The sequence below is a fragment of the Streptomyces sp. VNUA24 genome, assembly GCF_029167005.1.
Taxonomy (GTDB): domain Bacteria; phylum Actinomycetota; class Actinomycetes; order Streptomycetales; family Streptomycetaceae; genus Streptomyces; species Streptomyces scabiei.
On sequence record NZ_CP119143.1, the window covers coordinates 6459353 to 6485414 of the forward strand.

20 protein-coding genes are annotated in these 26062 nt (G+C 72.3%); 12 read left to right on the forward strand and 8 right to left on the reverse strand.

The genetic code is table 11. The features are described from left to right. The first annotated feature begins 6 nt into the window (after positions 1-6). The 3 genes from PYR72_RS27690 (at position 7) to PYR72_RS27700 (ending at position 3468) form a co-directional block, all read left to right on the forward strand. A complete protein-coding gene (locus PYR72_RS27690; protein WP_275457815.1) occupies positions 7-1137 on the forward strand; it encodes an acyl-CoA dehydrogenase family protein in 1131 nt (376 codons plus the stop codon). Positions 1138-1232: 95 nt separating this feature from the next. Beyond that, positions 1233-2387, forward strand: coding sequence for an acyl-CoA dehydrogenase family protein (locus tag PYR72_RS27695; RefSeq protein WP_275457816.1), 1155 nt, complete (start codon positions 1233-1235; stop codon positions 2385-2387). A gap of 505 nt (positions 2388-2892) precedes the next feature. Continuing rightward, positions 2893-3468: an ATP-binding protein gene (locus PYR72_RS27700; protein WP_275457817.1), complete on the forward strand. Its 576-nt coding sequence runs from the start codon at positions 2893-2895 to the stop codon at positions 3466-3468. Between the two features lie 937 nt (positions 3469-4405). On the opposite strand, the gene PYR72_RS27705 is transcribed toward PYR72_RS27700, so the two are convergent. Next, a complete protein-coding gene (locus tag PYR72_RS27705; RefSeq protein ID WP_275457818.1) occupies positions 4406-5338 on the reverse strand; it encodes a cyclase family protein in 933 nt (310 codons plus the stop codon). A gap of 134 nt (positions 5339-5472) precedes the next feature. On the opposite strand from PYR72_RS27705, the gene PYR72_RS27710 reads away from it, so the two are divergent. The 4 genes from PYR72_RS27710 to PYR72_RS27725 all read left to right on the forward strand — a co-directional run bounded on the left by PYR72_RS27710 (position 5473) and on the right by PYR72_RS27725 (position 9301). Then, positions 5473-6384, forward strand: a complete 912-nt coding sequence (locus PYR72_RS27710) for an SDR family NAD(P)-dependent oxidoreductase (RefSeq protein ID WP_275457819.1) — start codon at positions 5473-5475, stop codon at positions 6382-6384. Between the two features lie 79 nt (positions 6385-6463). Next, complete coding sequence (locus tag PYR72_RS27715; protein WP_275457820.1) at positions 6464-7630, forward strand: acyl-CoA dehydrogenase family protein; 1167 nt, start codon at positions 6464-6466, stop codon at positions 7628-7630. A gap of 5 nt (positions 7631-7635) precedes the next feature. Continuing rightward, a complete protein-coding gene (locus PYR72_RS27720) occupies positions 7636-8685 on the forward strand; it encodes a Zn-dependent alcohol dehydrogenase (RefSeq protein WP_275457821.1) in 1050 nt (349 codons plus the stop codon). Positions 8686-8764: 79 nt separating this feature from the next. Then, on the forward strand, positions 8765-9301 hold the full coding sequence (locus PYR72_RS27725) for a hypothetical protein (RefSeq protein ID WP_275457822.1): 537 nt from the start codon (positions 8765-8767) through the stop codon (positions 9299-9301). On the opposite strand, the gene PYR72_RS27730 is transcribed toward PYR72_RS27725, so the two are convergent. The 5 genes from PYR72_RS27730 to pglX all read right to left on the reverse strand — a co-directional run bounded on the left by PYR72_RS27730 (position 9291) and on the right by pglX (position 18886). Next, the gene (locus tag PYR72_RS27730; RefSeq protein WP_275457823.1) at positions 9291-9959 is read right to left on the reverse strand and encodes a flavin reductase family protein; all 669 of its coding nucleotides are present in this window, start codon (positions 9957-9959) and stop codon (positions 9291-9293) included. The two genes, PYR72_RS27725 and PYR72_RS27730, sit on opposite strands and share 11 nt — an antisense overlap. 195 nt (positions 9960-10154) lie before the next feature. Continuing rightward, the gene (locus tag PYR72_RS27735) at positions 10155-10979 is read right to left on the reverse strand and encodes an enoyl-CoA hydratase-related protein (protein ID WP_275457824.1); all 825 of its coding nucleotides are present in this window, start codon (positions 10977-10979) and stop codon (positions 10155-10157) included. A gap of 124 nt (positions 10980-11103) precedes the next feature. Continuing rightward, positions 11104-13356, reverse strand: coding sequence for an acetate--CoA ligase family protein (locus tag PYR72_RS27740; protein WP_275457825.1), 2253 nt, complete (start codon positions 13354-13356; stop codon positions 11104-11106). Positions 13357-13853: 497 nt separating this feature from the next. Beyond that, entirely contained in the window at positions 13854-15068 is a 1215-nt protein-coding gene (locus PYR72_RS27745) for an NAD(P)/FAD-dependent oxidoreductase (protein WP_275457826.1), read from the reverse strand. Between the two features lie 221 nt (positions 15069-15289). Next, positions 15290-18886, reverse strand: a complete 3597-nt coding sequence (gene pglX / locus PYR72_RS27750) for a BREX-2 system adenine-specific DNA-methyltransferase PglX (protein WP_275457827.1) — start codon at positions 18884-18886, stop codon at positions 15290-15292. Positions 18887-19327: 441 nt separating this feature from the next. On the opposite strand from pglX, the gene PYR72_RS27755 reads away from it, so the two are divergent. The 5 genes from PYR72_RS27755 to PYR72_RS27775 all read left to right on the forward strand — a co-directional run bounded on the left by PYR72_RS27755 (position 19328) and on the right by PYR72_RS27775 (position 23369). After that, a complete protein-coding gene (locus PYR72_RS27755; protein WP_275457828.1) occupies positions 19328-20851 on the forward strand; it encodes an ATP-binding protein in 1524 nt (507 codons plus the stop codon). 101 nt (positions 20852-20952) lie between these two features. Then, positions 20953-21399, forward strand: coding sequence for a DoxX family protein (locus PYR72_RS27760; RefSeq protein ID WP_275457829.1), 447 nt, complete (start codon positions 20953-20955; stop codon positions 21397-21399). A 42-nt stretch (positions 21400-21441) separates the two neighbouring features. Then, positions 21442-21891: an OB-fold domain-containing protein gene (locus PYR72_RS27765; protein ID WP_275457830.1), complete on the forward strand. Its 450-nt coding sequence runs from the start codon at positions 21442-21444 to the stop codon at positions 21889-21891. A 24-nt stretch (positions 21892-21915) separates the two neighbouring features. After that, positions 21916-22566 (forward strand): GNAT family N-acetyltransferase, encoded by a 651-nt coding sequence (locus PYR72_RS27770; protein ID WP_275457831.1) that lies wholly within the window; start codon positions 21916-21918, stop codon positions 22564-22566. Next, positions 22566-23369, forward strand: a complete 804-nt coding sequence (locus tag PYR72_RS27775) for a class I SAM-dependent methyltransferase (protein WP_275457832.1) — start codon at positions 22566-22568, stop codon at positions 23367-23369. Before PYR72_RS27770 ends, PYR72_RS27775 begins: the two co-directional genes overlap by 1 nt. Before the next feature lie 72 nt (positions 23370-23441). Here PYR72_RS27775 and PYR72_RS27780 read toward each other — a convergent pair whose 3' ends face one another. Together PYR72_RS27780 and PYR72_RS27785 are read right to left on the reverse strand one after the other, a co-directional pair. Beyond that, positions 23442-24155 (reverse strand): pyridoxal 5'-phosphate synthase, encoded by a 714-nt coding sequence (locus PYR72_RS27780; protein WP_275457833.1) that lies wholly within the window; start codon positions 24153-24155, stop codon positions 23442-23444. A 575-nt stretch (positions 24156-24730) separates the two neighbouring features. Further along, positions 24731-25954, reverse strand: a complete 1224-nt coding sequence (locus PYR72_RS27785; protein ID WP_275457834.1) for an acetyl-CoA acetyltransferase — start codon at positions 25952-25954, stop codon at positions 24731-24733. Between the last annotated feature and the right edge of the window lie 108 nt (positions 25955-26062).

Genomic DNA, 26062 nt, shown 5'->3' on the forward strand with positions numbered 1-26062 from the left:
CGGGCGATGGATCTCGCGTACAGCCCGGAGGAGGAGGAGTTCCGGGCACGGCTGCGGGAGTGGCTGGCGAAGACGCTTCCCGCGCTGCCGCCGAAGCCCTCCCCCGACGACTGGCCCGGGCGGCGCGCCTACGACCTCGGCTGGCAGCGGACCCTGTACGACGCCGGGTACGCCGACGTCCACTGGGACGCCTCGCCGACCACGCGGCTGATCTTCCTGGAGGAGACGGAGAAGGCGGGCGCCCCGTACGTGGGCGCGGGGTTCGTCGGGCTGCTGCACGCCGGGCCCACCATCGCCGCCGAGGGGACGGCCGGGCAGCGGGCGCGCTGGCTGCCGCCGATCCTGCGGGGCGAGGAGGTCTGGTGCCAGGGGTTCAGCGAACCGGACGCCGGCTCCGACCTCGCGGCGCTGCGCACCCGCGCGCGCCGGGACGGCGACACGTACGTGGTGAGCGGGTCGAAGATCTGGACCTCGCACGCCGAAGTCGCCGACTGGTGCGAACTGTTGGTGCGCACGGACCCCGGGGCGCCGAAGCACCGGGGCATCACCTGGCTGGCCATGCCCATGGACGCGCCCGGGGTGACCGTACGGCCGCTGCGCACCCTCGCCGGCTCCACCGAGTTCGCCGAGGTCTTCCTCGACGAGGTGCGGGTGCCGGTCGCCAACCGGGTGGGCGAGGAGAACGACGGGTGGCGCGTGACGATGGTGACGCTGTCGTTCGAACGCGGAACGGCCTTCGTCGGCGAAGTGGTCGCCTGCCGACGGGTGTTGGGGGAGATCGCGCGGGAGGCGCGGGAGAACGGACGCTGGGACGACTCCTCCGTGCGGCGGCGGCTGGGACGGCTGAACGCGGAGTTCCGGGCCCTGTGGCGGCTCACGCAGTGGAACGTGAGCGCGGCGGAGGCGTCCGGAGGGGTGCCGGGGGTGGGCGGGTCGGTCTTCAAACTCAGGTACTCGCGCGCGCGGCAGGAGCTGTTCGACGCGGCGGGGGAGGTGCTGGGGGCGGGGGCCGTCGACCTCGGGCGGCCGTGGGTCCTCGACCGGCTCGCCTCGCTGTCGTACACCATCGCCGCGGGGACCTCCGAGATCCAGCGGAACATCGTGGGCGAACGGATCCTGGGGCTGCCCAAGGGGTGACGGGCGCGTGCGGTCTCGAATTCGGTCTCGTACTAGGTCTCGTACTCGGTCTCGTACTCGGTCTCGAACTCGGTGTCGATGAGGGGCGGTCGGCTGTGCGGTTTCGGCTCACGGAGGATCAACGGGCGTTGCGCGACGGCGTTCGGGAGCTGCTGGCGCGGCGCTTCGGGCAGGAGGCGCTCCGGGCGGCCGTCGAGCGACCCGGGCTGGACCGGGGGCTCTGGCGGGAGCTGGGGGCGGCCGGGTTCTTCGCGTTGCGGCTGCCGGAGGCGGAGGGCGGGGTCGGTCTGGGGCTGCCGGAGGCCGTGTTGGTGTTCGAGGAGGCGGGGCGTGCCCTGGTGCCGGGGCCCCTCGTGGCCACACACCTCGCGGCGGGCACGGTGCCGGGAGCGGCGACCGGGGAGGCCGTGGTGACCGCCGTCGGGGGCGGGGGACTGGTGGAGTGGCTGGCGGAGGCGGACGCGGTCGTGGACACGGCGGGGGATGTGCGGGACGCGGGAGATCTGTCGGCGACGGGGGGCCTGCGGGGGGCCGGGGATCTGCGGGAGGCCGAAGGGCCGCAGGAGTTCGGAGAGCTGCGAGAGGCCGGAGACCTGCCGGAGGCCGGATGTCTGCGAGGGACCGGAGGTCAGCGGGAGATCGGAGATGTGCGGGGGACCGGAGATGTGCGGGAGATCGGAGATGTGCGAGGGACCAGAGATGTGCGGGGGACCGGAGGTCGGCGGGAGGCGGGAGGTCCGTCGGTGGCCGTGGAGGTGCGGTCGGTCGATCCGTTGACGCCGCTGCACCGGGTGCCGGGGGGCGGTTCGGACGACCGCCTCGATGATCTGTTCGTCCTGCTCACCGCCGCCGAGCAGGTGGGGACGGCGGTCCGGGCCTGTGAGGCCGCCGTGCAACACGCCCGGACGCGGGAGCAGTTCGGGCGGCCGGTCGGGGCGTTCCAGGCGGTCAAGCATCTCTGCGCCGAACTGCTGGTGCGGGTGGAGGTGGCGCGGGCGGCGCTGTACGCGGCGGCGGTGACCGCCGATCCGGTGGACATCGCGGTGGCCCGGCTGCTGGCCGACGAGGCCGCGGTGCGCGGGGCCCGTGACTGTCTCCAGGTACACGGCGGCATGGGGTTCACCTGGGAGGCCGACGTACACCTGTGTCTGAAGCGGGCATGGGTACGGGCGGAACGTGGCGGATCGATCACGGAGAGTGAGGAGTTGTTGGCGAGGGAACTGCTGAGCGAGGCGGTCCGACCGCGCTGACCAGGTGCGGAGCGGCAACGTGTGGCACCGTAATCCGCGAATGTCGCGGAACGTGGCATACCGGAATTACCGAGCGTTGATACCGGGTTGTGTCCTAGGTGTGACTTGTCACGGCCTGGAGTCGGAGTCCCGCTCCGGTACCTTCTGGTGGATGCGAGTGGTTCCGAGGTCGAGCCGAGCCGGTGTTGCCCCTGTGGCGGCCCCGGATCCGGCGGTGCGCGGTACCCGTGAAGTGGGCCGGAGTCTCGCGGCCCCAGTCTGTTCGACTCCCCGCGACGAGCGTCGCACAGTATGCCGTACGCGTACTCCTTCGCGCTGGAATATGCCCGAAGCGCTTGTTGGGGTGACTGTACGTCAACCATGCTGTCCTGTAAGGGGATCACGTTCCGTGATCCCGGTGTCGACGGTGTCGATGACGGTGGCGTCGGCCAGGCAGCAGATGACCACGATCGTGGCCCCTGAGGGGCGTGCGGCGATGTGTCCGCCGGTTCGGATGGTGTGAGCGGTGCAGGTGCTTCAAGTGCAGCTGGAGATCCGGCCCGACCCCGCAGAGGTGGGTCGTGCACGGAGATGGGCCCGTTCACGGCTCGCCGGGTCCGGGATAGGGGACGACGAACCGCTCGCCGAGACGCTGATCCTCCTGGTCTCCGAGCTGGTCACCAACGCGGTGGTGCACACCGGCCGTCCGGCCGTGCTGCGGCTGCTGCTGTCCGGTCTGCGTGACGGCGCCATCGGCAAGGTCCGCCTGGAGGTCGCCGACACCAGCGCGTGTCCGCCGGCCCCGCGGTGCGCCGACGGCGACGAGACGGGCGGACGCGGCCTCGCCCTCGTCGAGGTCCTCGCGGACCGCTGGGGCTGGTCGTACGAGGGTGTCGGCAAACGCATCTGGTGCGAGCTGGACCGGGTGGTGCCGGGGGTCGCCGGGGCGGTCGGCTTCTCGGGTGCGTCGGGTGGTGCGCCGACGGCGGGCGGTGGCGTCCTGGCGCCGGCGGTCTATCCGGCGTGCGGCGCGGTGACCGGGGTCGCGGCGGTGGCCCGGGAGAGCCGGGCGCGCGAGGGAATGGCGTACGAGGCGGTCTAGGCCGGGGGCGGTCGACGCTGTGGGCCGGCGCCACACACCTCTGTGGAAGGGGCGGGCCGGGTCTTCAGGGGCGCGGGGAACTGCGCGAGCAACCACGACGCACCCGCACCCGACAGTGCCCCCCGCCCCGGTACCCATCCGCCCGCGGCCCTGCCCCTCGGGCGGAGCCGGGTCGACGGTGAGGCTGTGGGCGGGCGCCCGGCCTCCTGGCGGCCGTCGCCGCGCACGTATGTAGAAGGGGCGGGCCCGGGTCCCCGGGGGCGCGGGGAACTGCGCGAGCAACCACGACGCACCCGCGCCCGACAGTGCCCCCCGCCCCGGTACCCATCCGCCCGCGGCCCTGCCCCTCGGGCGGAGCCGGGTCGACGGTGAGGCTGTGGGCGGGCGCCCGGCCTTCTGGCGGCCGTCGCCGCGCACGTATGTAGAAGGGGCGGGCCCGGGTCCCCGGGGGCGCGGGGAACTGCGCGAGCAACCACGGCGCACCCGCTCCCGCACACGAACGGCACCCCCCGCCCCGCCGGGCGCCGCACCCCCCGCCCCGCTGAGCGCCGCGCGCGCCTGCGCGCGAGTGCGCGGCGCGGGGCGGCCCACCGGCGGCGCCCGACCCGTGCGCCGGGACGTGCTTCCGTACGCACCGCCGCGATACCGGTTCCACGCGGTCGGCGCCCGAACGGGTGTTGACGTGTCGTGTCCGTTTGATCACGCTTGTGTCCAGCGATTCGCCGCGAGGGGACGACGAGGGTTTCGGTGACGGAGGTCCTCGACGAGCGTGGGTCGTGTTCGGCGTCGGCTCGCGCAGGGATCCGGGGGCGGAGCGGGCCCGCCGAAGCCGGATGGCGGCGCGCGGTGCCGTGCTCGGGGCGGGCAGCGGCGCGCCGCCAGCCGGCTCAGGGTCCTCCCTGTCCGGCCCGGCCCCGGGACCCGTGGCGCGGCGTGTCTACAGGATGGCGACCGGCGCCACCGGCGTGCCCGTGGCGCCGACGAACGGCTCGGGCATCGCCGAGAGCAGGAAGTCGTACCGCCCGGCTTGTCCACAGGCTGTGGACAACTCTTCCAGATTCCAGTTCTGCCCCTGCGGCATGCCCATCTCGACCAGGTCGAGCGCGTGCACCGGCAGCCACAGGTCCTCGATCTCGGGCGGGAAGATCTCGAACGTCAGCGTGTCGTTGGCGACGGCGGCGACATCGCGCGCGTGGAACCACTCCGGAGTACGCAGGGAGAGCCCCGGTGAGGGGAACGCGTACGCGTGCTTGTCGCCGCTGAGGTAGGTCCGGATCTGCCCGGTGCGGACCAGCACGATGTCCCCCGCGCGGACCCGGGTGCCCGCCAACTCCTCGGCCGCGTCCAGGTCTTCGGGGGTGACCGCATGGTTGCCGGGCAGGCGGTCGTCACCGAGTCCCAGGGCGCGCGGGACGTCCAGGAGCACCCCGCGCGAGACGATGTGCCGGGCCTTGTCGATGCCGGCGAAGGCCGCGCCGCCGTGCGAGGTGATGGTGTCCGCCGGGCGGCCGTTGTAGATCCGGCCCGAGTGCGAGACATGGGTGAGCGCGTCCCAGTGCGTCGCCGCCTGGAGCCCCATGGTCACGGTGTCGTCGCTGCAGGCGACCGTGCCCGGCCCGAAGATCTCCTGGTTGATCTGCACCATCGCGTGCAGCGGGTTCACCCGGCCCGGCATCATCCCCGTCTGCACCCCGTCCTGCTGGAGGGGCAGCGCGAGCGGCACCCGGCGCCCGGAACGGACCGAGGCGGCGGCCTCCCGGACGACCTCGTCGGTGATCAGGTTGAGGGTGCCGATCTCGTCGTCCACCCCCCAACGCCCCCAGTTGTTCACGCGCTTGGCGATGTCGTGGAACTCCACGGGCAATGACATCGGCCCTCCCCGGGGCTTGTGTGGGTGTGTCCGGCGGGCCGTAGAATCGCCGTACAGCAAATCTGACGGCACGTCAGGTAATGGTGCGTCAGATAACGGTCCGTCAGACACCGCGATGAGGGGAAGGGGCCGGGGTGGGAAACTTCTTGGCAGGCAAGGTCGTCGCCGTCACCGGAGCGGGGCGGGGGATCGGCCGGGCGGTCGCCCTCGGCGCCGCCGCCGAGGGTGCGCGGGTCGTCGTCAACGACTACGGCGTCTCCGTCGACGGCTCCGAACCCACCAGCTCCGTCGCCGAGACGGTCGTCAAGGAGATCGAGGCGGCCGGCGGCGAGGCCGTCGCCGTCGCCGACGACATCTCCACGATGGCCGGCGGACAGCGCCTCGTGGACACGGCCGTGCGGACGTACGGGCGTATCGACGGCGTCGTCTGCGTCGCCGGGATCCTGCGCGAGCGGATGCTGTTCAACATGGCCGAGGACGAGTGGGACCCGGTGATCGCCACCCATCTGAAGGGCACGTTCACCGTGTTCCGGGCCGCGTCCGCCGTCATGCGCAGGCAACGGTCCGGCACCCTGATCGGGTTCACGAGCGGCAACCACCAGGGGTCCGTGTCGCAGGCCAACTACAGCGCGGCCAAGGGCGGGATCATCTCCCTGGTCCGCAGCGCGGCCCTCGGCCTGCACCGGTACGGGGTGACGGCCAACGCGGTGGCGCCGGTCGCGCGTACGCGGATGTCCGCGGGTGTGCCGACGGAGCTGACCGAGATCGGTGAGCCGGAGGACGTGGCCGCGTTCGTGGTGTACCTGCTGTCGGACCGCGCCCGGGAGGAGCGGATCACCGGACAGGTCTACACGGTCGCCGGGCCGAAGATCGCGGTGTGGGCACAGCCCCGGGAGCTGCGCTCGGCGTACGCGGAGCAGGGGTGGACCCCGGAACGGATCGCGGAGGTGCTGCCGGGGGCGGTGGGCACGGACCCGATGCCGCTGCTGGAGCGGGTGGAGGCGATGGCCCGGGCGGCGGCGGCCGGGGAGCGGCCGAACGCGTGAGGAGCGCCTGAGGGGCGGGGCCGCACCCCTTGGCGTTCGGCCCCGCACCCTGACCCGCAGCCGGCGAACGGGAGGTGGCATGGACTTCGGGTTCAGTGACGAGGACGAGGCGTTCCGGGCGGAGGTGCGGGCCTGGCTGGCGGCGCACGCCGGAGCGGGCGAGGACCGGAGGGCCTGGGAACGGACGCTGGGCGCCGCCGGGTGGATCGGACTCGGCTGGAGCGAGGGCGGCTACGGCAACCGGACGGCCACACTCGTCCAGCAGGTCGTGTGGGCCGAGGAGTACGCGCGGGCCGACGCACCCGCCCGGTCCGGGCACATCGGGGAGAAACTGCTCGCGCCGACGCTGCTCGCGTTCGGCAGCGAGGAGCAGAAGCGGCGGTTCCTGCCGCCGGTCGCGCGCGGCGAGGAACTCTGGTGCCAGGGGTACAGCGAACCGGGCGCCGGATCGGATCTCGCCGGAGTGCGGACCAGGGCGGAGCGCGCGGACGACGGGTCGTACCGGATCACCGGGCAGAAGATCTGGACCTCGCTCGCCCACGAGGCCGACTGGTGCTTCGTGCTGGCCCGTACCGAGGCAGGGTCGCGACGGCACCACGGGCTGTCGCTGCTGCTCGTGGCCATGGACCAGCCGGGCCGGATCGAGGTGCGGCCCATCCGGCAGATGACCGGGACCAGCGAGTTCAACGAGGTGTTCTTCGACGGGGCGCACGCCCGCGCGGAACACGTCGTCGGGGGCGAGGGGAACGGCTGGCGGGTCGCCATGGGCCTCCTCGGCTTCGAGCGGGGGGTGTCCACCCTCGCCCAGCAGATCGGCTTCGAGCGGGAGTTGGGCGACGTCGTACGGGCCGCCGTGGCGAGCGGGGCGGCGGACGATCCGGTCGTCCGCGACCGGCTCGTCCGGCAGTGGGCCGAGTTGCGGGTGATGCGGTGGAACGCCCTGCGCACGCTCGGCGGCGCGGAGGGCGGCGCGGAGCCGGGCGCGCCGAGTGTGTCCAAGCTGCTGTGGGGGCGGTGGCACCAGCGCCTCGGCGAGCTGGCGATGGAGGTGCGGGGCGCGGGGGCGGTCCTCGGGCCACGGGACTGGTCGGCGCCGGAGCCGTACGCCCTGGACCCCTTCCAGTACCTGTTCCTGTTCAGCCGGGCCGACACCGTCTACGGCGGTTCGGACGAGGTGCAGCGCACGATCATCGCCGAGCGGGTGCTCGGTCTGCCGAGGGAGCCGAGAGGCCGAGCTGAGGGGTGAGGGCCATGCGCGGAGTGGTGTTCGACGGGAAGCGGGCCGAGGTCGTCGACGACCTGGTCGTACGGGACCCGGGGCCCGGGGAGGTGCTGGTGGCCGTCTCGGCCGCCGGGCTCTGCCACAGCGACCTGTCGGTGGTGGACGGGACGATCCCGTTCCCGGTGCCGGTGGTCCTGGGGCACGAGGGGGCGGGGGTCGTCGAGGCGGTGGGGGCGGGCGTCCGGCACGTCCGGCCCGGGGACCACGTGGCCCTGTCCACCCTCGCCAACTGCGGGGCCTGCGCCGACTGCGACCGGGGGCGGCCCACCATGTGCCGCAGCGCGATCGGACGGCCCACCCGCCCGTTCTCGCGCGCCGGGCGGGAGGTGTTCCAGTTCGCCGCGAACTCCGCCTTCGCCGAGCGGACCGTGGTCAAGGCCGTCCAGGCCGTGCGGATACCGGACGACATCCCGCTCACCTCCGCCGCGCTGATCGGCTGCGGAGTGCTGACCGGCGTCGGCGCGGTGCTCAACCGGGCGCGCGTCGACCGCGGGGACTCCGTCGTCGTGATCGGTGCCGGGGGCATCGGGCTCAACGTCGTCCAGGGCGCGCGGATCGCGGGGGCGACCCGGATCGTCGCCGTGGACGCCAACCCGGAGAAGGAGGCGGCGGCGCGGCTGTTCGGGGCCACGCACTTCCTGACCTCCACGGCCGGTGTGCGGGACATCCTCCCCACGGGCGCGGACCACGCCTTCGAGTGCGTCGGCCGCGTGCAGCTCATCCGTCAGGCGATCGACCTGCTGGACCGGCACGGCCAGGCCGTCCTGCTCGGCGTGCCGGCCGCGACCGCCGAGGCGTCCTTCCTCGTCTCCTCCCTCTACCTGGACAAGTCGATCCTCGGCTGCCGGTACGGCTCCTCCCGCCCGCAACGGGACATCGCGCTCTACGCCGACCTCTACCGCGAGGGCCGCCTGCTCCTGGACGAACTGGTCACGGCCGCCTACCCGGTGGAGGAGTTCGCGAAGGCGGCGCAGGACGCGGAGGAGGGGCGGGTGGCCCGGGCGGTGCTCACCTTCTAGGCCACGGGTTCGTGGGCCCCGTGTGGGGCAACCGTTTCGGCCGGGGAACACTCCCTTCGAACGGGGAGGGGAGCCGGTGATGACGCGCATGGCGGCGGCTGGAGTGGCAGGGGAGGGCGCGGTCCGCGAGGGGGCCGCGCCGTCGGCGGTGTCCATGGCCGTACTGGGGGTGGAGGGCGCGCTGCTGTGCGCGGTGCTGTTCCTGCTGGGGGCCGGCGCGCTGCCGGGGCCCGGGGTCGGTACGGCGTTCGCCGTCGTCCCGCTGCTGCTCGTGCTCGTCCTGTTCGCCGCGACCATGCTGACCGTGGGGTACGTTCTCCCGGCCGTCCTGCTCGCCCACTGGACCGCACGGCAGCTGACCGGCCGTATCGCCTGGTGGTGGATTCCGCCCGCCTGCACGCTGTGGGTGCTCCCCGCTCTGGCCGCCCCGTCGTGGCAGCTCACCGGCTTCGTCCTCTACGCGGCGGTCCTGCCCCCGGCCCTGACCACCCACCACGCCGTCGCACGTGCCGAGGCGGGCCGCCCCGTCCAGCCCTGCGCCGCGATCCTCGGGTGGGGGACGCTGGTCGTGCTGGGGGTGGCGGCCGTCGGCGCGATGCTGCTCGTCAGGTCCTGAGCTGCCCGAAGCGTCCCCGGTGGAACAGCAGCGGCGGCGTCCCGTCGTCCGTGTCCAGCGCCTCCACCCGGCCCACCACGATCAGATGGTCGCCGCCGGTGTGCACGGCGTGGATCACACAGTCGATCCAGGCGGCGGCGCCGGCGAGGCGGGGTGAGCCCGTGACGGGGGCCGGGGTGTGGGCGACACCGGCGAACTTGTCCGCTCCGCTGACCGCGAACCGCCGGCACAACTCGCCCTGCTCCGCGCCGAGTACGTTCACGCAGAAGACGCCCGCGCGGGCGATGCGGGGCCAGGTCGTCGACGTACGGCCGACCATGAACGCCACCAGCGGCGGATCGAGCGAGAGGGACGAGAACGACTGGCAGGCGAAGCCCGCGGGGGGCTCGGTGGCGGCCGGGGCGCCGGCTCCCGCCGACGGTCCGGTCGCCGGGGCGGTGATCACCGTGACGCCCGTAGCGAAGGCGCCCAGGACGCGGCGGAACTCCGCCTGGTCGACCGGTGCGCGCTCGTTCTCGCCCACGCAGCGCAGTTCGGGGCGCGGCAGCGCCTCGACGCCCGGCTCCGGACGCGTCGTCCTCCGGCCGCTGTCCGCCGGGTCCGCCGGGTCCGTCCTCAGGTAGCGGACGGCGGCGGCCGCCATTCCCGCATGTCCCATCACCTTCTCATTGAAACTGACGGTCCGTCAGAAGTGAAGGGGAGATGGGTAAAGTCCCGCACCGGTTCCTCCGCGGCGGTTCCTCCGCACGTGTTCCTCCGTACGTGTTCCTCGGTGGCGGTGGCGGTGGCGGTGGCGGTGGCGGTGGCGGTGGCGGTGGTGGTGGTGGTGGCGGTTTGCGTGACGGGCCGGGGCTCAGCGGCCTTCGTAGCGCGGTGTCCGTCGCTCCACGAAGCTTTTCACGCCCTCCTGGGCGTCCGCCGTCGTCATGTTGATCTCCTGCGCGGCGGCCTCGGCGGCGAAGGCGGTGGCGCGGTCGGCGTCGAGGGAGGTGTTGACCAGGTGTTTGGTCAGCGCCAGGGCGCGGGTCGGGCCGGCGGCGAGGCGTTCGGCCCACTCGCGGGCCGTCTTCTCCAGGTCTGCCGCGGGGACGACGCGGTTGACGAGACCGAGGCGTTCCGCGTCGGCGGCGGACAGCGCGTCCCCGAAGAACATCAGCTCCTTCGCCCGGTGGAGCCCGACGAGCCGGGGCAGCAGATATGCGCCGCCCCCGTCGGGGACCAGGCCGCGTCGCACGAACACCTCGATGAAGCGGGCCTCCTCGGCTGCCAGCACCAGGTCGCAGGCGAGGGCGAGATGCGCCCCGAGGCCGGCCGCGGTGCCGTTCACCGCCGCGATCACCGGCTTCTCGCAGTCGAGGACGGCCGCGACGAGGCGCTGTGCGCCGAGCCGGATGGTGCGCGCCACGTCACCGGCCACCCGTTCCCCGCCGGCCGACGCGCCGCGCAGGTCCGCCCCCGTGCAGAAGCCCCGGCCCGTCGCCGTGATGACGACCGCGCGCACGGCGGGGTCGGCGGAGGCGTCGGAGAGGAGCCGGATGAGGTGGTCGCGCTGGTCGGGGGTGAGGGCGTTCATCGCCTCGGGGCGGTTGAGAGTGATCCACGAGACGGCGTTGTCAGTGGCGTGCAGTATCAATGAGTCACGGGATTTTTCGGGATGTTCATGGGGGGAAGCGGACATGCGGGTGCTCCTGTTTCTACGGAGAGTGACAGTCGGCGTGGTGGTCCTGGCCGGTGTGGCTGTCCTGGGTGCCGTGGGTGCCGTGGGTGCCGTGGGCGCCCTGGGTGTGCCGCCGTGCCGGCGCTCAGCGGCACACTGCCAGCGCGTCGAGCGCCACGGCCCCCTGTCCCCTCGGCAGCACCATCAGCGGGTTGATGTCCAGCTCCGCTATCTCGTCCCCGAGCTCCAGCGCCATGCGCTGCACGCGGAGCACGACCTCCACGAGGGCGTCCACGTCGGCCGGGGGAGCCCCGCGTACCCCGTCCAGCAGGGCCCGCCCGCGCAGTTCGGCGAGCATGGCGTGCGCCTGGTCCTCGGCGAAGGGGGGCACGCGTACGGCGGAGTCGCGCAGGACCTCCACGAGGACACCGCCGAGACCGACCGTGACGGTGGGCCCGAAGAGGTCGTCGTGGGTGACGCCCACGACCATCTCCACACCCCGCTCGACCATCTGGCACACCAGCACCCCGTCGAGGGAGACGTCCTCGTAGCGGGCGATGTCGGTCAGCTCGCGATAGGCGTCCCGGATCTGGCTCGCGGAGGTCAGTCCGACCTTCACCAGGCCGAGTTCCGTCTTGTGGGCGATGCGCGCACCGGACGCCTTCATCACCACCGGGTAGCCCACGAGGCTCGCCGCGCGTACGGCCGCCGCCGCGCTGGTCACCAACTGCTCGCGCGGGACACGTATCCCGTACGCGCGCAGCAGCTGCTTGGCCGCGTGCTCGCTCAGCTGCTGCCCCGGCCGCATCAGCGCCTTCGCCTTGCGGAAGGAGGGCGAGGGGGAGCGCGGGGCCTCGTCGAAGGGGGAGCGGTAGGCGCTGGTGAAGCGGGTGTGGTCGAGGTGGGCGCGGACGGCCGTGATGCAGTTCGCGAAGGTACGGAAGGTCGCCACCCGGGACGAGCCGAGCAGCGTCTCGCGGTACGCGGCCTCGGTGCCCACCGGCGACCCCCACACCACGCACACCAGCTTGTCCGTCCGCTCGGCGGCGGCCACCAGGTCCTGGGCCAGCTTGTCGCTCATCGGCGGGAAGGGGCCCGTGATGGGACAGATCAGCACCCCCACCGCGGGGTCGTCGAGGATCGCGTCGAGGATGCGGGGCCCGCGCCAGTCGCCCACCGGGTGGCCGCCGTTGTCGACGGGGTTGGCCACGCTCAGATAGTCCGGGATCCACTGGTGCAGCTCGGCCTGCTTGGCGGCGGAGAGGGTGGGGAGGGGGAGTCCGGCCTCGGTGGCCAGGTCGGCGAAGTGGGCGCCGGTGCCGCCCGAGATCGAATAGACGACGACACCCTCGGGGCGGGGGTCGGCCGCTCCGGCGGTGCGGGGGCGCCGGGCCCGTGCCAGGAGGGTGGCCGTGTCCTGCAGTTCGTCGAGACCGTCGACGCGGATCACGCCGTACTGCCGCATCGCCGCGTCGACCACCGCGTCCGCGCCGGTCAGCTTGCCGGTGTGGGAGGCGGCGGTGCGGGCGCCGGTCTCCGTGCGGCCGACCTTGACGGCGACGACGGGCACACCGCGCCGGGCGGCCCGGTCGGCGGCGAGCAGGAAGGCGCGGCCGTCCTTGAGGCCCTCGACATAGGCGGCGATGGCGCCGACCTCGGGGCGCTCGGCGAAGTAGGAGATGAAGTCGGCGGTCTCCAGATCGGCCTCGTTGCCGGTGGGGGCCCAGTGGGAGAGGCGGATGCCGAGTTCCTGGAGGGAGAAGACGGGGCGGCCCTGGTGGCCGGACTGGGTGATCAGGGCGATCGCCGGGCCGTCGAGGTCGTCCCGGAAGCGCTCGAAGGCGTTGAGGTTGGTGTTGGGGCCGAGCAGCCGCAGACCGTCGGCGCGGGCCACGGCCGCGGCCAGCCGCTCCTGCGCGGCGGCACCCTCCGCGCCGGTCTCGGCGAAGCCGGAGGCGAAGGCGACGGCGAACTTCACCTTGGCCTCGGCCAGTTCGCCGATCACGGGGAGGGGGTCGGAGAGGAGCAGTACGGCGAGGTCGACCTGTTCGGGCAGGTCGGCCACGGTGGGGACACAGGGGATGCCGAAGACCGACTCCCGCGTGGGGTGCACGGGGTGCAGCCGGGCGCCGACGCGTTCGGACCAGGCGAGCAGCTGCCGGGTGATCCCGGTGTTCGGTCGTCCTTCGGAGTCCGAGGCGCCGACGACGGCCATGGATTCCGGGCGGAACAGCCGGTCGAGATCGGGGACGTCGGCGTACAGCGGACGCCCGCTGACGTCCAGGTCGCCGGCCTCGGCGGGCCTGCCGTGCACGACCTGCGCGGGGTGCTCCCCGCACGCGATGGCCCGGGCCCGGCGGGAGTCGGTGGTGAGGGTGCCGTGGGTTGATCCAAGCATCGGTCCGCCCGCTCCTGTGTGACAGCCAATTCAGTGACGTGACGCATTCACGTTTCTGACGACACGTCAGATATCAGACTACTGAACTGACGCTCCGTCAGGAATGGTCGTGCGGGCAAAGCTACGCGGCAGTAAGGAGGTTGTACCCGTACGAGGGGGCGGTCAGACGTGGGGGAGGGGGGTGGGTCTGGGGCGGGAGGGGGTGGGGGGGGAGGGGCGGGGGAACGGGAGGCGGGGTCGGGGAACGGGGGGCGGGAGTGGGCGAGGAAGGGGAGCGGGGGCAGCAGCGCTCGTCCGACGCCTGGCCGTTCGGGTGCCGGGTGCCGCTGTTTGTTCTGTCGTCCGGCTGTTCGCCCACCGCGCCGTGTGCCGCCTGGCGGTTGTGTGGTCCGGCCGTTCCGTCGTTCGCCCGCCGGGCCGCCGGGCCGCCGGGCCGCCGGGCCGCCGGGCCGACGGGCCGACGGGTCGGCCGGTCGGCGGGTCGGCCGGTCGATCGTTCAGCTGGTGGTGCGGATCTGTACGGTGACCGCGTCGCGGGTGGTGACGCCACCCCTCTTCGCGATCGTCCTGGCGATCTTCTCGGCGTCGAGGGCGAGTTCGCGGAACATGCCGCTGATGGGGTTGGTGAAGCCGGTGAAGTAGAGGCCGGGGGCGTTCCCCGGGGAGCGGGCCCCGTGCACGACCGGCTTCCCGCGTCCGTCGAGGACGTCGAGGTGTCCGACGAGCCCGTCGAGACCGCGGCGGTAGCCGGTCGCGGCGATCACGGCGTCGGTCTCGATCCGGGTGCCGTCGCCGAGGGCGACCTTGCCGTCCTCGAACCCCTCGACCGAGCCGACGATCTCGACCTTGCCCTTCCGTACGGCGTCGATGAGCCCGACGTCCTGCACGGGGACGGCGCCCTCCTGTACGCGGGAGTAGAGACCGGTGTCGGGCCGGGCCAGGCCGTGCGCGGACAGGTCGGGGACGCTGAGCTTCGCCATCGGCTTGGCGAGCCGGTCCACGAGGGAGACGGGCAGCCGCCGTACGAGGACGCCCGTGTACTGGGCCGCCCATCCGGCGGTCGACCGGCGCACGATGTGCGGGGCCGTGCGCACCGCGAGCCGTACGCGTCGTGCACCGCCCTCGACGAGGTCGACGGCGATCTCGGCGCCGGTGTTGCCGATGCCGACGACGAGGACGTCACGGCCGGCGTAGGACTCGGGGTTGCGGTATCCGGAGGCGTGCACGAGGTCACCGGTGAACGTGTCGCGGCCGGGCCAGTCGGGGACGTGGGGCGTGTGGTTGTAGCCGGTGGCGACGACGACCGCGCCGCCGGTCAGCTCACGGCCCCCGGTGGCGTGCAGCAGCCAGCCGGTGCCGTCGGCGGTCCGCTCCACGCGGGACACCTCGACGCCGGTCACGATCTCCAGCTGGTGCACCTCGGCGTACTTCTCCAGGTAGCGCACCACGTTGTCCCGCGACACCCAGCGCCCGAACCGGCGCGGCATGGGCAGGCCGGGAAGTGCCGACAGGCGGCGGGTGGTGTGCAGGTGCAGCCGGTCGTAGTGCCGCCGCCAGGACGCCCCGACCCCCTCGGCCTTCTCCAGCACCACGGCCCGCACCCCCCGAGCCCGCAGCGCGTACGCGACGGCCAGCCCACCGGGGCCGCCGCCGATCACGTAGACGGGGCGGTCGGGGGAGGCGGGAGTCACGGAAGCTCTGGAGTCGGCCATGCGCCTGAGCGTATTCACGCCCTCATTTGTTGGGTCTCGGTCAAGCCCGGAATTGGTTGCGGATTGATCACGGGTGTAGGAGGGGTGGGTGGGGTCTGTGGCGTAGGTCTCTCGGAATGTGGGGGTGAGGGGGAGAGGCACCTGGGGGTGAGGTCGCGGGGTGCGGGGTGCGGGGTGACGGCGCGCGGTCCGGCCGCGGTTCCGTTCTCCCCGCCGATCGCCTACACCCCTTTGCGCGGCCGTCCCCGCCGGGGGGCGGCGGGCCGCCATGACGTCACGTCCTCGGCGGACAGGCCCAGGCGGTCGAGGTGGTGCTCGTAGCTCCTCCGGTACCGCTCGTCCCCGTCGGATGCCGTGACCGGGCCGAGGCCCCGGTCGACGGCGGTGACCCAGGGCAGCACCTCCGCGAGTGCGGAAAGCAGCGGCAGGGCGGACTCGGGCCGGTGCGCGTGGGCGTGGGACTCCGTCTCCAGGGTGTCGAGCAGTACCTGCGCCCGCTCGCGGGCGTCCCAGCCCGCCCAGCCGAGCAAGGTCGTGGAGGACAGAGGGGCGATGGAGGAACCGAAAGAGACGAGACGCTCGTTCGGCAGGTCGAACTTCCCGCGTTGTTTCCAGTAGGAGGACTTGAGGAAGTCCACGGTGGTGAATCGAGGCGGCTCCGGCAGGTCCCGGGCGTCGACAGGACCTCGCTCGTCCTCCCGCGCCTGCGCCTGCCACAGCTCTTCCCACGTGCGCCGCTTTGCGAGGCCCGACGGTCGGTACCGGAGCGGCGCCGCTTGCGGCACGTGTTCGGTGGTGAGCAGGTCCAACAGCACACGCGGGATGCCTGTGCCGACCGCGTGAGCCGGGTCGGCGTAGAGCGAGAGCAGGGACATGAACTCCTCGTCCTCCGCGAGCAGGTCACTCAGCTCCCACACCGTCCGAGCGACCGGGCGCCGACCGTTCGGCGTGGTCTCGAACCACAGCCGTTCCGCTTCACAGTGGTCGAGCAGACGCTCCCGGAGGATGTCCTGGACGATGGCATCCCAGTCGGGAGCGATCCAGCGGTGCTTGTACTCGGGCCGCTCCAGCAGCGCCAGGAACGCGTTCCGGGAGATGGCCTCCGCTCGGCGCTGTACGAGGTTCCTGTACTCGGACGGCCATTGCTCGGGAATCTCGGTCACCGGGGTGGCCTGATGGCGTGTGAACCACTTGCCCTCTGGATCGTCGGTGAACCACGACGTTCCCGTCTCGCCTACGGCGATCCTCCTGGCGAGCGTGATCTCGAACGCCCGCTCACCGACCTGCAGAGGAGGGGGCTCGACCACGGCAGTCAGTTCCTCGGTGTCGTCGACGATCCCGTACGCCGCGTACACCTGCCAGTCCAGCTCCTCCTGGAGCCCGATCATCCGCGCGCGGAGCGAGAACCAGCGCTCCCTGGCCGAGTCCAGCGTCCGGGCGGTGAGAGGCGCATCCGGGGCGGAGATCTCGGACAGACAGACGGCCGACTCGGTGGCCAGCGCGTCGATCTCCTCCGCCGTCGCCGGTGGGAGGGTGCCAGGGAGCGGGAGGTCGAGCAGACGGCCGGCCGTGAACTCGTAGATCTTCTCCCAGGCCTCGCCGCCTCGGAGCGTGCCGATATGGGCCTGCCCCTTGCTCTGACTCACCTGCTTCAGCCAGAAGCACGCGGCCGAACTGTTGAGCACCCCGAGGAGTCCCAGATGGGACGACTCCGTCGCGTTCGGCGGGAGTTTGATCACCGGTGCTGAATTCAGGGGTACTGCACCGCCGCGGAGAACCGTGAAGTGGGGGTGGGTGGCGACCCAGGGGAAGACGATCGACCACGGGTGAGCGTCCCAGTCCAGCGCGAACTGGTGCCAGTCGTACCAGGGGGACGACTTGTTGGCCCCCCGGCGCTGTCGCAGCACCGTGCGGTAGGGCCACAGCCGTCGCCGATGCCGTGGGAAGAGGTCCAGGTCGATGACCTCTCTGCCGTTCCCGGTGCGAGGGAAGAACGCCCTCCCGGGCGCGTCCGAGGACCAGTCGCGGACCTCGGACCCCGTCAGTACCGGGACCGTGGCAGCGTCCTCGACACCGTAGCGGCGGAAGGCGGCGGGGGTGGAACAGAACAGGTCGTCGGAACCGGTGTTGGCCGCGTATCCGATGCGGGCGACGCGTTCGCGAAGGCGCTTCCCGTTCTCCATGAGACGCAGCACATGACGAGCGGCCGAGGGAGTGAGGCTCCAGGGGAACACGTTCAGCTGCGCGCGTTTAAGGAGGTAGGACTCGGCCCAGTGGCCCATGACACCGGGGGCGAACGCCAGTCGGCACAGCGACTGCCAGGCGGGTGCGTCGGCGGGTACCGCCGGCAGGAGCTCACCACCGCGGGTCTCGCCACGGAGGCTGACGACGACGTGGACGGGAACCTCGGGCGGGGGAACGCGGTTCTGACCGACGAGGATGACGGTGGGCGTGCCGTGACCGGGGATGTAGGCCCCGGAGGTGTCGATGACGTGCGAGAGCATCACGCGTGGCAGGACGCGTTCGATGAGCTTGCGGCCGAAATCGCGCTTCATGAAGGAGTTGGCCACCAGCAGACCGATCCGCCCGGCCGAGGCACCCGGCAGTGCCAGACGGAAGGCGAGCTCCGTGAAGGGCACCGACAGGGCGTAGGGCCCTTCGCAGCTCTCGTACGTGTCGCGGTAGGCCGCGAAGAGAGCCTTGTCCTTGACGGTGACGTACGGGGGATTGCTCGTGACCGCATGGTAGGAGGAGGGGCGCAGAAGGCTGTGGCGCTCCGCGTACTCGTCGATGTCGGCCGGAGATCCGGAGCCGGTGAGTCCCGGCCCGGTAGGGAAGTCGGTGAACTCGGGGCCGAGGGAGGCACCGGCCCGGTCGTGCAGAAGCGCGTCCCCGGTCGCGACCAGCAAGGGGATGTCCGGAACGTCGTCCAGTCTCCGTGCCCGGGCGACGTCCATCGCGGCCATCAGCAGCCGGAAGCGCGAGATGCTGACGGCACAGGGATCGATGTCGCACCCGTGAACCGAGGCGAGAGCCCGGGCGGCGCGCTGCCATGGGCTCATTTCGGGGCGGGCATCGGACCAGCGACGGCACAGGCGGGCGTACGCGTCGAGCAGGAACCCACCGGTGCCACACGCGGGGTCGATCATCCGGAATCCAGCCGGCCCGGCTGTCGATCCGTGGGCCTCCAGTGCCGGCTCCAGGGTCAGATCGTGGATCAGCTCGACCACGAAGTCCGGAGTGCTGACCTGCCCAGAAGACTTCCGGTCCTGGTCACTCAGGTGCCCGTAGAGATCGGCGAGGAACCGCGTGTCCCGTGACGCGTCCTCGAAATCGTGGACAAGGAGCCCGTCCGGGGTCCGAAGACGCCAGAAGTCGACGAGCGCCCGGCGCGCCTCGTGGCTCGGTCGCATCCGCCACATGGGGTGACTGCTTCTGCTGAAGACCGCCGCCATGGCGGGGTGGGAAGAGAGACGGTTCACGGCGGAGCTGATCGGGTCGTCGGCACCCGGCTCGGCACTCGGCTCGGCATCGGGCTCGTCGGCCCGCCGCGTGGCGAAGGAAAGGTCGAGCAGTCCGTTGTCCTCGCAGAACCGGACCAACACGGTGGCCAGGACCCACCCGGTTGCGATCTGCGAGAGCTGCTCCTCCAGCCGGGCCTGCCACGTCGACGCGGTCAGCATCTGCGCCCGGGCGGCCCTGTACTCCTCGCGCATCCTGTCGGTGGCGGGGTCGGAGGGGGCGCGCGTGGTCAGATCGCGCGCGATCTCCGACCTGATCCGCCGCAGGTCCGTGAGCAGGCCGACGCGAGACGACATGGCCCTTCCTCCTTCTGGGACGGACGGGCATTCATGGCCGGTCGGTCCACCATTGCATCCGACGCTGAGGTTATCACCGCGAGAGTGTCGTAAATAGTGGAGAGTGTTGGAGTGTTCCCTTAGGCTGTTCACTCGTACGGCCGTCGACCGGCGGTCGGCTCGACGCGATCCGGTGCTGTGGAAGAGGTGTGCCCCATGGAGGGGAACGACAGGGCGTTCAGAGGGATCTGGCTGGCGCTCATTCTGCTGGGATCCCTGGTGTGCGCGGGCCTCGCCGCCGTAGCCGTCCGGGCGGCCGGCGGCGAGATGGTGACGGTTCTGACGACGGGAGGGGGTGCGTTCCTGGGCTTGGCAACCCTGGGGCTCGCGGCCCGAGCGTTCCTCGCGGCGCCCAGTCGGTAAGGAGTACACTTCTTAGGGATGTACTCCTAAGGAGGAAGTGTGGTGCGTCAGAAGAGGTCGGTCAAACCTCCTCATGTGTTCGACCGCGGGCCCGAGTGGGAGGCGCTCGTGGCCTTCGCGCACCGCCCCCTGCCGCAGGCCATGCTCGGGGTCGTCAGCGGTCGGCGTCGGATGGGCAAGACGTATCTGCTGAGGGCCCTCGTCGAACAGCACGGGGGCTTCTACTTCGGGGCCACGGCGGGTACGGCCACGGAGTCGCTTCGCCAGTTCAGCGCCGCCTTGGCCGAACACGTGGGTTCTCCCGCGTCCTTCTCCTTCGCGACGTGGGACGACGCCATCTCCTACCTCTTCGGGCTTGCGGCCGAGGGCGAAGAAGGAGAGGGCGAGGCGCGCCCGGGTCTCGTCGTCATCGACGAATTTCCCTATCTGGTGAAGGTCGCCCCCGAACTTCCCTCTCTCATCCAGCGCGAGATCGATCGGCATCAAACGCGGGTGAGCCGAATGCGGCTGCTTCTCTGCGGTTCGGCGATGTCGGTCATGGGTGGGCTGCTGGCGAGCACGGCTCCCCTCCGGGGCCGGGCGCAGCTCGAACTGGTCGTCAGGCCCTTCGGGTATCGGGCCGCCGCGGAGTTCTGGGGCGTGGCCGAGGACCCCGCCCTCGCAGCCCGACTGCACGCTGTCGTCGGCGGTACGCCCGCGTATCGCCGGCAGTTCCTGGCGGACGACGTTCCCGAGGACCTGCGCGCCTTCGACGACTGGGTCTGCCGTACCGTCCTCTCTCCGTTCAGCCCCCTTTTCCGCGAGGCGCGTTATCTGCTCGCCGAGGAGGCCGACATCAGGGACACGGCGCTCTATCACTCGGTCCTCGCCGCCGTGGCGCAGGGCAACTCGACGCGGGGCGGCATCGCGGGATACATCGGCCGCAAGTCCGTCGACATCTCGCATCCGCTCAACGTCCTGGAGGACAGCCATCTCCTGGTGCGGGAGTCCGACATCTTCCGGGCGGGCAAATCGCAGTACCGCATCACCGAACCTCTGATCAACTTCTACGAAGCCGTGATGCGTCCTGCCTGGGCCCGGCTGGAGAGCGGCCAGGCGGCGGAGGTGTGGGAGCAGGCGGCCGAGCGGTTCGCGGCGCAGGTGGCCGGACCGCACTTCGAGGCGGTCTGCCGTGAGTATGTGATCGGGCCGGGGCGGTCGTTGCTCAGTACTTCTCTGGGAGAGGTCGGCAGCGGCGTCGTGACCGACTCGGCGGAGCGACGGCAGTTGCAGGTCGATGTGGCCGTCGTCGAGCCGGGTTCCGGAGGGCGGCGGCCCTCGGTCGGCCTTCTGGGAGAAGCGAAATGGGGCACTGTCCTCGGAGTCGGCCATCTGGAGCGACTGGACCGGGCCCGCCATCTGCTTGCCCAGAGGGGCTTCGACACGAGCCACTGCGGGCTGGCCTTCTTCAGCGCGGCGGGATTCAGTGACGCGTTGCGTACCAAGGCCGAGGAAGGCGGCGTGCTGTTGGTCGGCCTCGATGAACTCTACGGACGGGCCGCGCCGGTCGGGTTCGCGCCCTAGGCTTCGTCGGCCCGCCCGCGTCTCTTGTGGATTTTCCCTCCATCCGCTGAACTGACGTACCGTCAGAAACCCCGTGCGGGCGCGGAAGGGTGGCGATGTGCATGGAGACGATCTGGCTCGGCGGTGCCGAGTGGCTGGCCGTGCTGCGTATCGGGCTCGGGCTGTGGTGGCTGGAGAGCTGGCGGCACAAGGACAAGAAGGCTTGGTTCGAGGGGGCTGGGATCGAGTGGGCCGCCGGAGTGGCGGAGAAGCATCGGTGGGGGGCGGTGCGCGGCGGGTTCGATGTCGTCGTCAAGCCGCGGCGCAAGGTGATGGCGTACGTCGTCGTCTACGCCGAACTCGCCCTCGGACTGGGGCTGATCCTCGGGTTCCTCACGCCGGTCGCGCTCGTGGGCGGGCTGCTGCTCAACCTCCTCTATCTCGTGCTGATGATCCACGACTGGGCCGAGCAGGGGCAGAACTCGATGATGGCGCTCATCTCGGTGGTGGGGCTGTTCGGGATGTCCTGGCAGACGTGGTCGGTCGACAGTGCGCTGGGGTTGTTCTGACGTTCCGGGAGGGGGAGGGGTGCGCGAGGGAAGGGACGACGGATGAGCGGCGGGGGTGGGAACAGTGGGGGTGGTGGCGTGCGGTTCGATCTGCCCGAGGTGGACGACTTCACGCGCACGTACTGGGACGCCGCCGCCGGCGGGCGGCTGCTGCTGCGGCGCTGCGGGGCGGCGGGATGCGGGCGCGCTCATCACTATCCGCGGGAGTTCTGCCCGTACTGCTGGAGCGAGGACGTGCGGTGGGAGGAGGCGTCCGGGCACGCCACGCTCTACACCTGGTCCGTCGTGCACCGGAACGACCTGCCGCCCTTCGGGGAGCGGACGCCGTACGTCCCCGCGGTCGTCGATCTCGCCGAGGGGCCGCGGATGATGACCGAGGTGGTGCGGGAGGAGGGGGCTCCGGAGGCGGGGCTGCGGATGGGGATGGCGTTGGAGGTCGCCTTCCGGGAGGGCGGGGGTGTGGTGGTGCCCGTATTTCGCGCGCGTCCGTGAGGGGGCGCGCGTTTCAATGGGGGCGTGAGCCGTACTGATGAGCGATCCGCCGGTCCGTACCCCGAGCGATCCGCCGGTCCGTACCCCGACCTTCCCCCGCCGTCCTCCGGCGAGCTGCCGCACGGGCACGGCCTGCGGCTGTGCGCGTGGGACCCGGAGTCCGACGCGGACGTGGAGGCGTGGTTCCGCGGGCGGGCCGACCCCGACTTCCGGCGGTGGAACACCCCCCTGATGCCGGACGAGGATCTCGACGGCGCCCGGGAGTCGCTCCGGCTGCGGACCGAGTCCGACGCGGAGGGGAAGACCGTGTCCTTCCGCGTCGCGGACGCGCGCAGCGGTGTGACCCTCGGGCAGGTCGGGCTGAGCGGGATCGACATGTCCCTGCGCAGGGCCGTCGTCGGCTACTGGGTGCTGCCCGAGGCCCGTGGCCGCCGGGTCGCCACCCGCGCCCTCGACCTCGCCGCCCGCTGGACCTTCACCGACTTCGGCATCCACCGGCTCGAACTCGACCATGTCGTCGGCCATGCCGCGTCCTGCCGGGTCGCCGAGCTGTGCGGGTTCCCGTACGAGGGGACCATGCGCGGGGCGGCGTTCGAGGAGGAGCGCCACGACGCCTTCCGGGACGCCCATCTGCACGCACGGCTGGCCACCGACCCGGCACCGGAAGGACTCTGATGAGCACGGACGACCACTCCGCCCACGAGTCGGCGTACCAGAACCACGAGAGCGTCGACGACCCCGACGGCTACTTCGGCGAAGCCGTCGCCGCGCACTACGACGACCCCTCCTCCCCCAGGTTCGGCGCGGAGGCCATCGACCCGGCCGTGGAGCTGATCGCCGGGCTCGCGGGCGGGCCCGGCGGGGACGCGCGGGCGCTGGAGTTCGGGATCGGCACCGGGCGGATCGCGCTGCCGCTCGCCCGGCGCGGTGTGCCGGTGCACGGCATCGACCTGTCCCGGGCGATGGTGGAACGGATGCGGGCCAAGCCGGGCGGCGCGGACATCGGCGTCACCCTCGGGGACTTCGCCACGACCCGGGTGGACGGTCCCGGCTTCACCGTCGCCTACCTCGTCTTCAACACGATCAACAACCTCACCACGCAGGACGCCCAGGTGGACTGCTTCCGCAACGCCGCCGCGCATCTCCTGCCGGGCGGCCGCTTCGTGATCGAGGTCGGGGTGCCGGATCTGCGGCGGTTGCCGCCGGGGCAGGACGCGGTGCCGTTCCATGTCGGGCCGACGCGGCTGGGGTTCGACACGTACGACGTGGCGACGCAGGGGATGCGGTCGCACCACATGGTCGTCGTCGAGGGGCGGCCGGTGTACCGCTCGATCCCCTTCCGGTACGTCTGGCCGGCCGAACTGGACCTGATGGCCCGGCTGGCCGGCATGCGGCTGCGCGACCGCTGGGCGGGATGGAAGGGCGAGCCGTTCACGAACGACAGCACCGAGCACGTGTCCGTGTGGGAGAAGGTCTGAGCGGTCCGCGGGTGCGCCCTCCGCGCGCCTCCGCGCCCCACTGCGCCAAGGCCACCCCGGCCACCCCGGCCGTCACGGCCAGAGCAGCTCCGTGACCCAGCCGTCGCCCTCCCGCCGGTAGTTCAGCCGTACGTGCCGTCGTCGGGCGTCGCCCTGGAAGAACTCCACCTCGTCCGGCTCCACGACGTACGCCGTCCAGGAGGGCACCGCCACGTCCGGCTCGCGCTCGGCGCGTTCCCAGGCGGCCTGCGAGGCGCGTTCCAGCTCCTCGTACGAGGGCAGCACCTCGCTCTGGTGGCCCACGAGGGCGGCGGCCAGCGCGCCCGTGGAGCGGGCGTGCAGGTCGGCGTGGGCGACCTCGGCGGGCTGGACCGTGACGCCGCCCCGCACCCGGACCTGGCGGCCGAGGAGGGGCCAGTAGAAGCCGAGGGAGGCGTACGGGCGGGCCGCGAGGTGGCGTCCCTTGCGGCTGCCGGCGTGGGAGGCGAAGTGCCAGCCGTGCGCGTCCACGTCGTGCAGCATCACCGTACGGACGTCCGGCCGGCCCTCCGCGTCCGCCGTGGCCAGCGACATCGTGTGCGGCTCCACCTCCCCGGCCGCCACGACCTCGCCGAACCAGGCGGCGAAGAGCGCCACGGGTTCGGCCGGGGCCGCCGCCGGGTCGAACAACGGCAGCGCGCTGACCTGCGGATCCCAGACCCGCAGACCCCGCAGGGCCTGGACGAGAGCGGACGGCGGGGCGGAGTCCGGGGACGCGGGCCCCGACGGGGCGGAAGGTTCGATCATGGGTGGGACGGTCTCACACCGCGCCCGGGGCGGACGAGACCCGTCGTCCGGGGCGGACGAGACCTGTCGCGCGGGGCGCGCGAGCCCTTTCGTGCGGGGCGCACGCGCTTACGCGCGCAGGGCGGGCGAGATCCGTTGCTCGGGGCGGACGAGACCTGTCGCCCGAGGCGGACGAGACCCGTCGTCCGGGGCGGACGAGACCTGTCGCGCGGGGCGGGCGAGCCTTTCGTGCGGGGCGCACGCGCTTACGCGCGCAGGGCGGGCGAGATCCGTCGCTCGGGGCGGGTGAGACCTGTCGCCTGAGGCGGACGAGACCTGTCGCCCGAGGCGGGCGAGCCCTTCCGTGCGGGGCGCACGCGCATACGCGCGCAAGGCGGACGAGATCCGTCGCCCGAGGCGCACGAGACCTGTCGCCCGAGGCGCACGAGCCCTTTCGTGCGGGGCGCACGCGCATACGCGCGCAGTGCGGACGAGACCCGTCGTCCGGGGCGGACGAGATTCGTCGCCCGGAGCGCACGCGCATACGCGCGCGGCGGCAACACGCACGGCACCGGGCGAGAAACGTCGGCCCGCACTCACTCCCGCCCCAGTACCACCGTCCCCGACGAGCAGAACCAGCCGCCCGTCCCCGACGCGACGGCCAGGCGGGGCGGGGTGCCGTCGGAGGTGGGGATCTGGTGCGGGCCCGCCTCGCCGCGCAGCTGGCGTACGGCCTCCACGAGGAGGAACAGGCCGCGCATACCGGGATGCTGGGCGGAGAGGCCCCCGCCGTCGGTGTTGACGGGCAGGTCGCCGGTCAGGGTCAGGCGGTCCTTCTCCACGAAGGCCCCGCCCTCGCCCTTCGCGCAGAACCCGAGGTCCTCCAGGGTCACGAGGGTCATGTAGGTGAAGGCGTCGTAGATCTCGGCGAAGTCGATCTCGGCGGGGCGCACGCCCGCTCGTTCGAAGGCGAGGCGGCCGCTGACCGCCGCCGGGGAGACCGTGAAGTCCGGCCACTCGGACATGGTCGTGTGGGAGGTGTACTCGCCGGTGCCGAGGATCCAGACGGGCGTGGCCGGCCGGCAGTCCCGTACGTACTCCTCGGCCGCCAGCAGGACCGCCGCGCCGCCGTCGGACCGTATGCAGCAGTGGAGCTTGGTGAACGGGTCCGCGATCGGCGTGGAGCAGAGGACGTCGTCGACGGTGATCGGCGTGCGGAACATGGCCTCGGGGTTGGCCGCCGCGTTCGACCGGGCCTGTACGGCGACGGAGGCCAGCTGTTCCAGGGTCGTCCCGTACTCGTGCATATGGCGGCGCGCGGCCATGGCGTACTTGGAGATCAGGGTGTGCCCGTACGGGACCTCGAACTGCAGGGGGCCGCGCGCCCCGAAGGAGAGGGTGCCGGTGCGGCGGCCCGCCCGGATGTCCGCGCGGGCGGTGGAGCCGTAGACGAGGAGGACGACGTTCGCATGCCCGGCGGCGATCGCGTCCGCCGCGTGCGCCGCCATGACCTCCCAGGTCGCGCCGCCGACCGAGGTGGAGTCCACCCAGGTGGGCCGCAGGCCCAGGTACTCGGCCACCTCCACCGGCGCCAGCGTGCCGAGTCCGGCGGAGGCGAGGCCGTCGACGGCCGTGTGCTCCAGTCCCGCGTCGGCGAGGGCCCGGCGGGCGGCCTGTGCGTGGAGCGCGTAGGGGGTGGCGTCGTCCACCCGGCCGCAGTCGGACAGCGCGGCACCGACGATCGCGACCTTCCGGCCGCCGCCTCGCCGTGCCGTGTCACGAGGGCCACCGGATCCGGAAGGAGCGGGCGCAGCGGTCATGGATCTGACGGTACATCAGATGAGCGGGTCGGCAACCCTGTGCTTCCGCGGTCTTCCGGCCTAATATGACGGACCGTCAGATCACGTTGACGATGGGGGAGTGGAAGG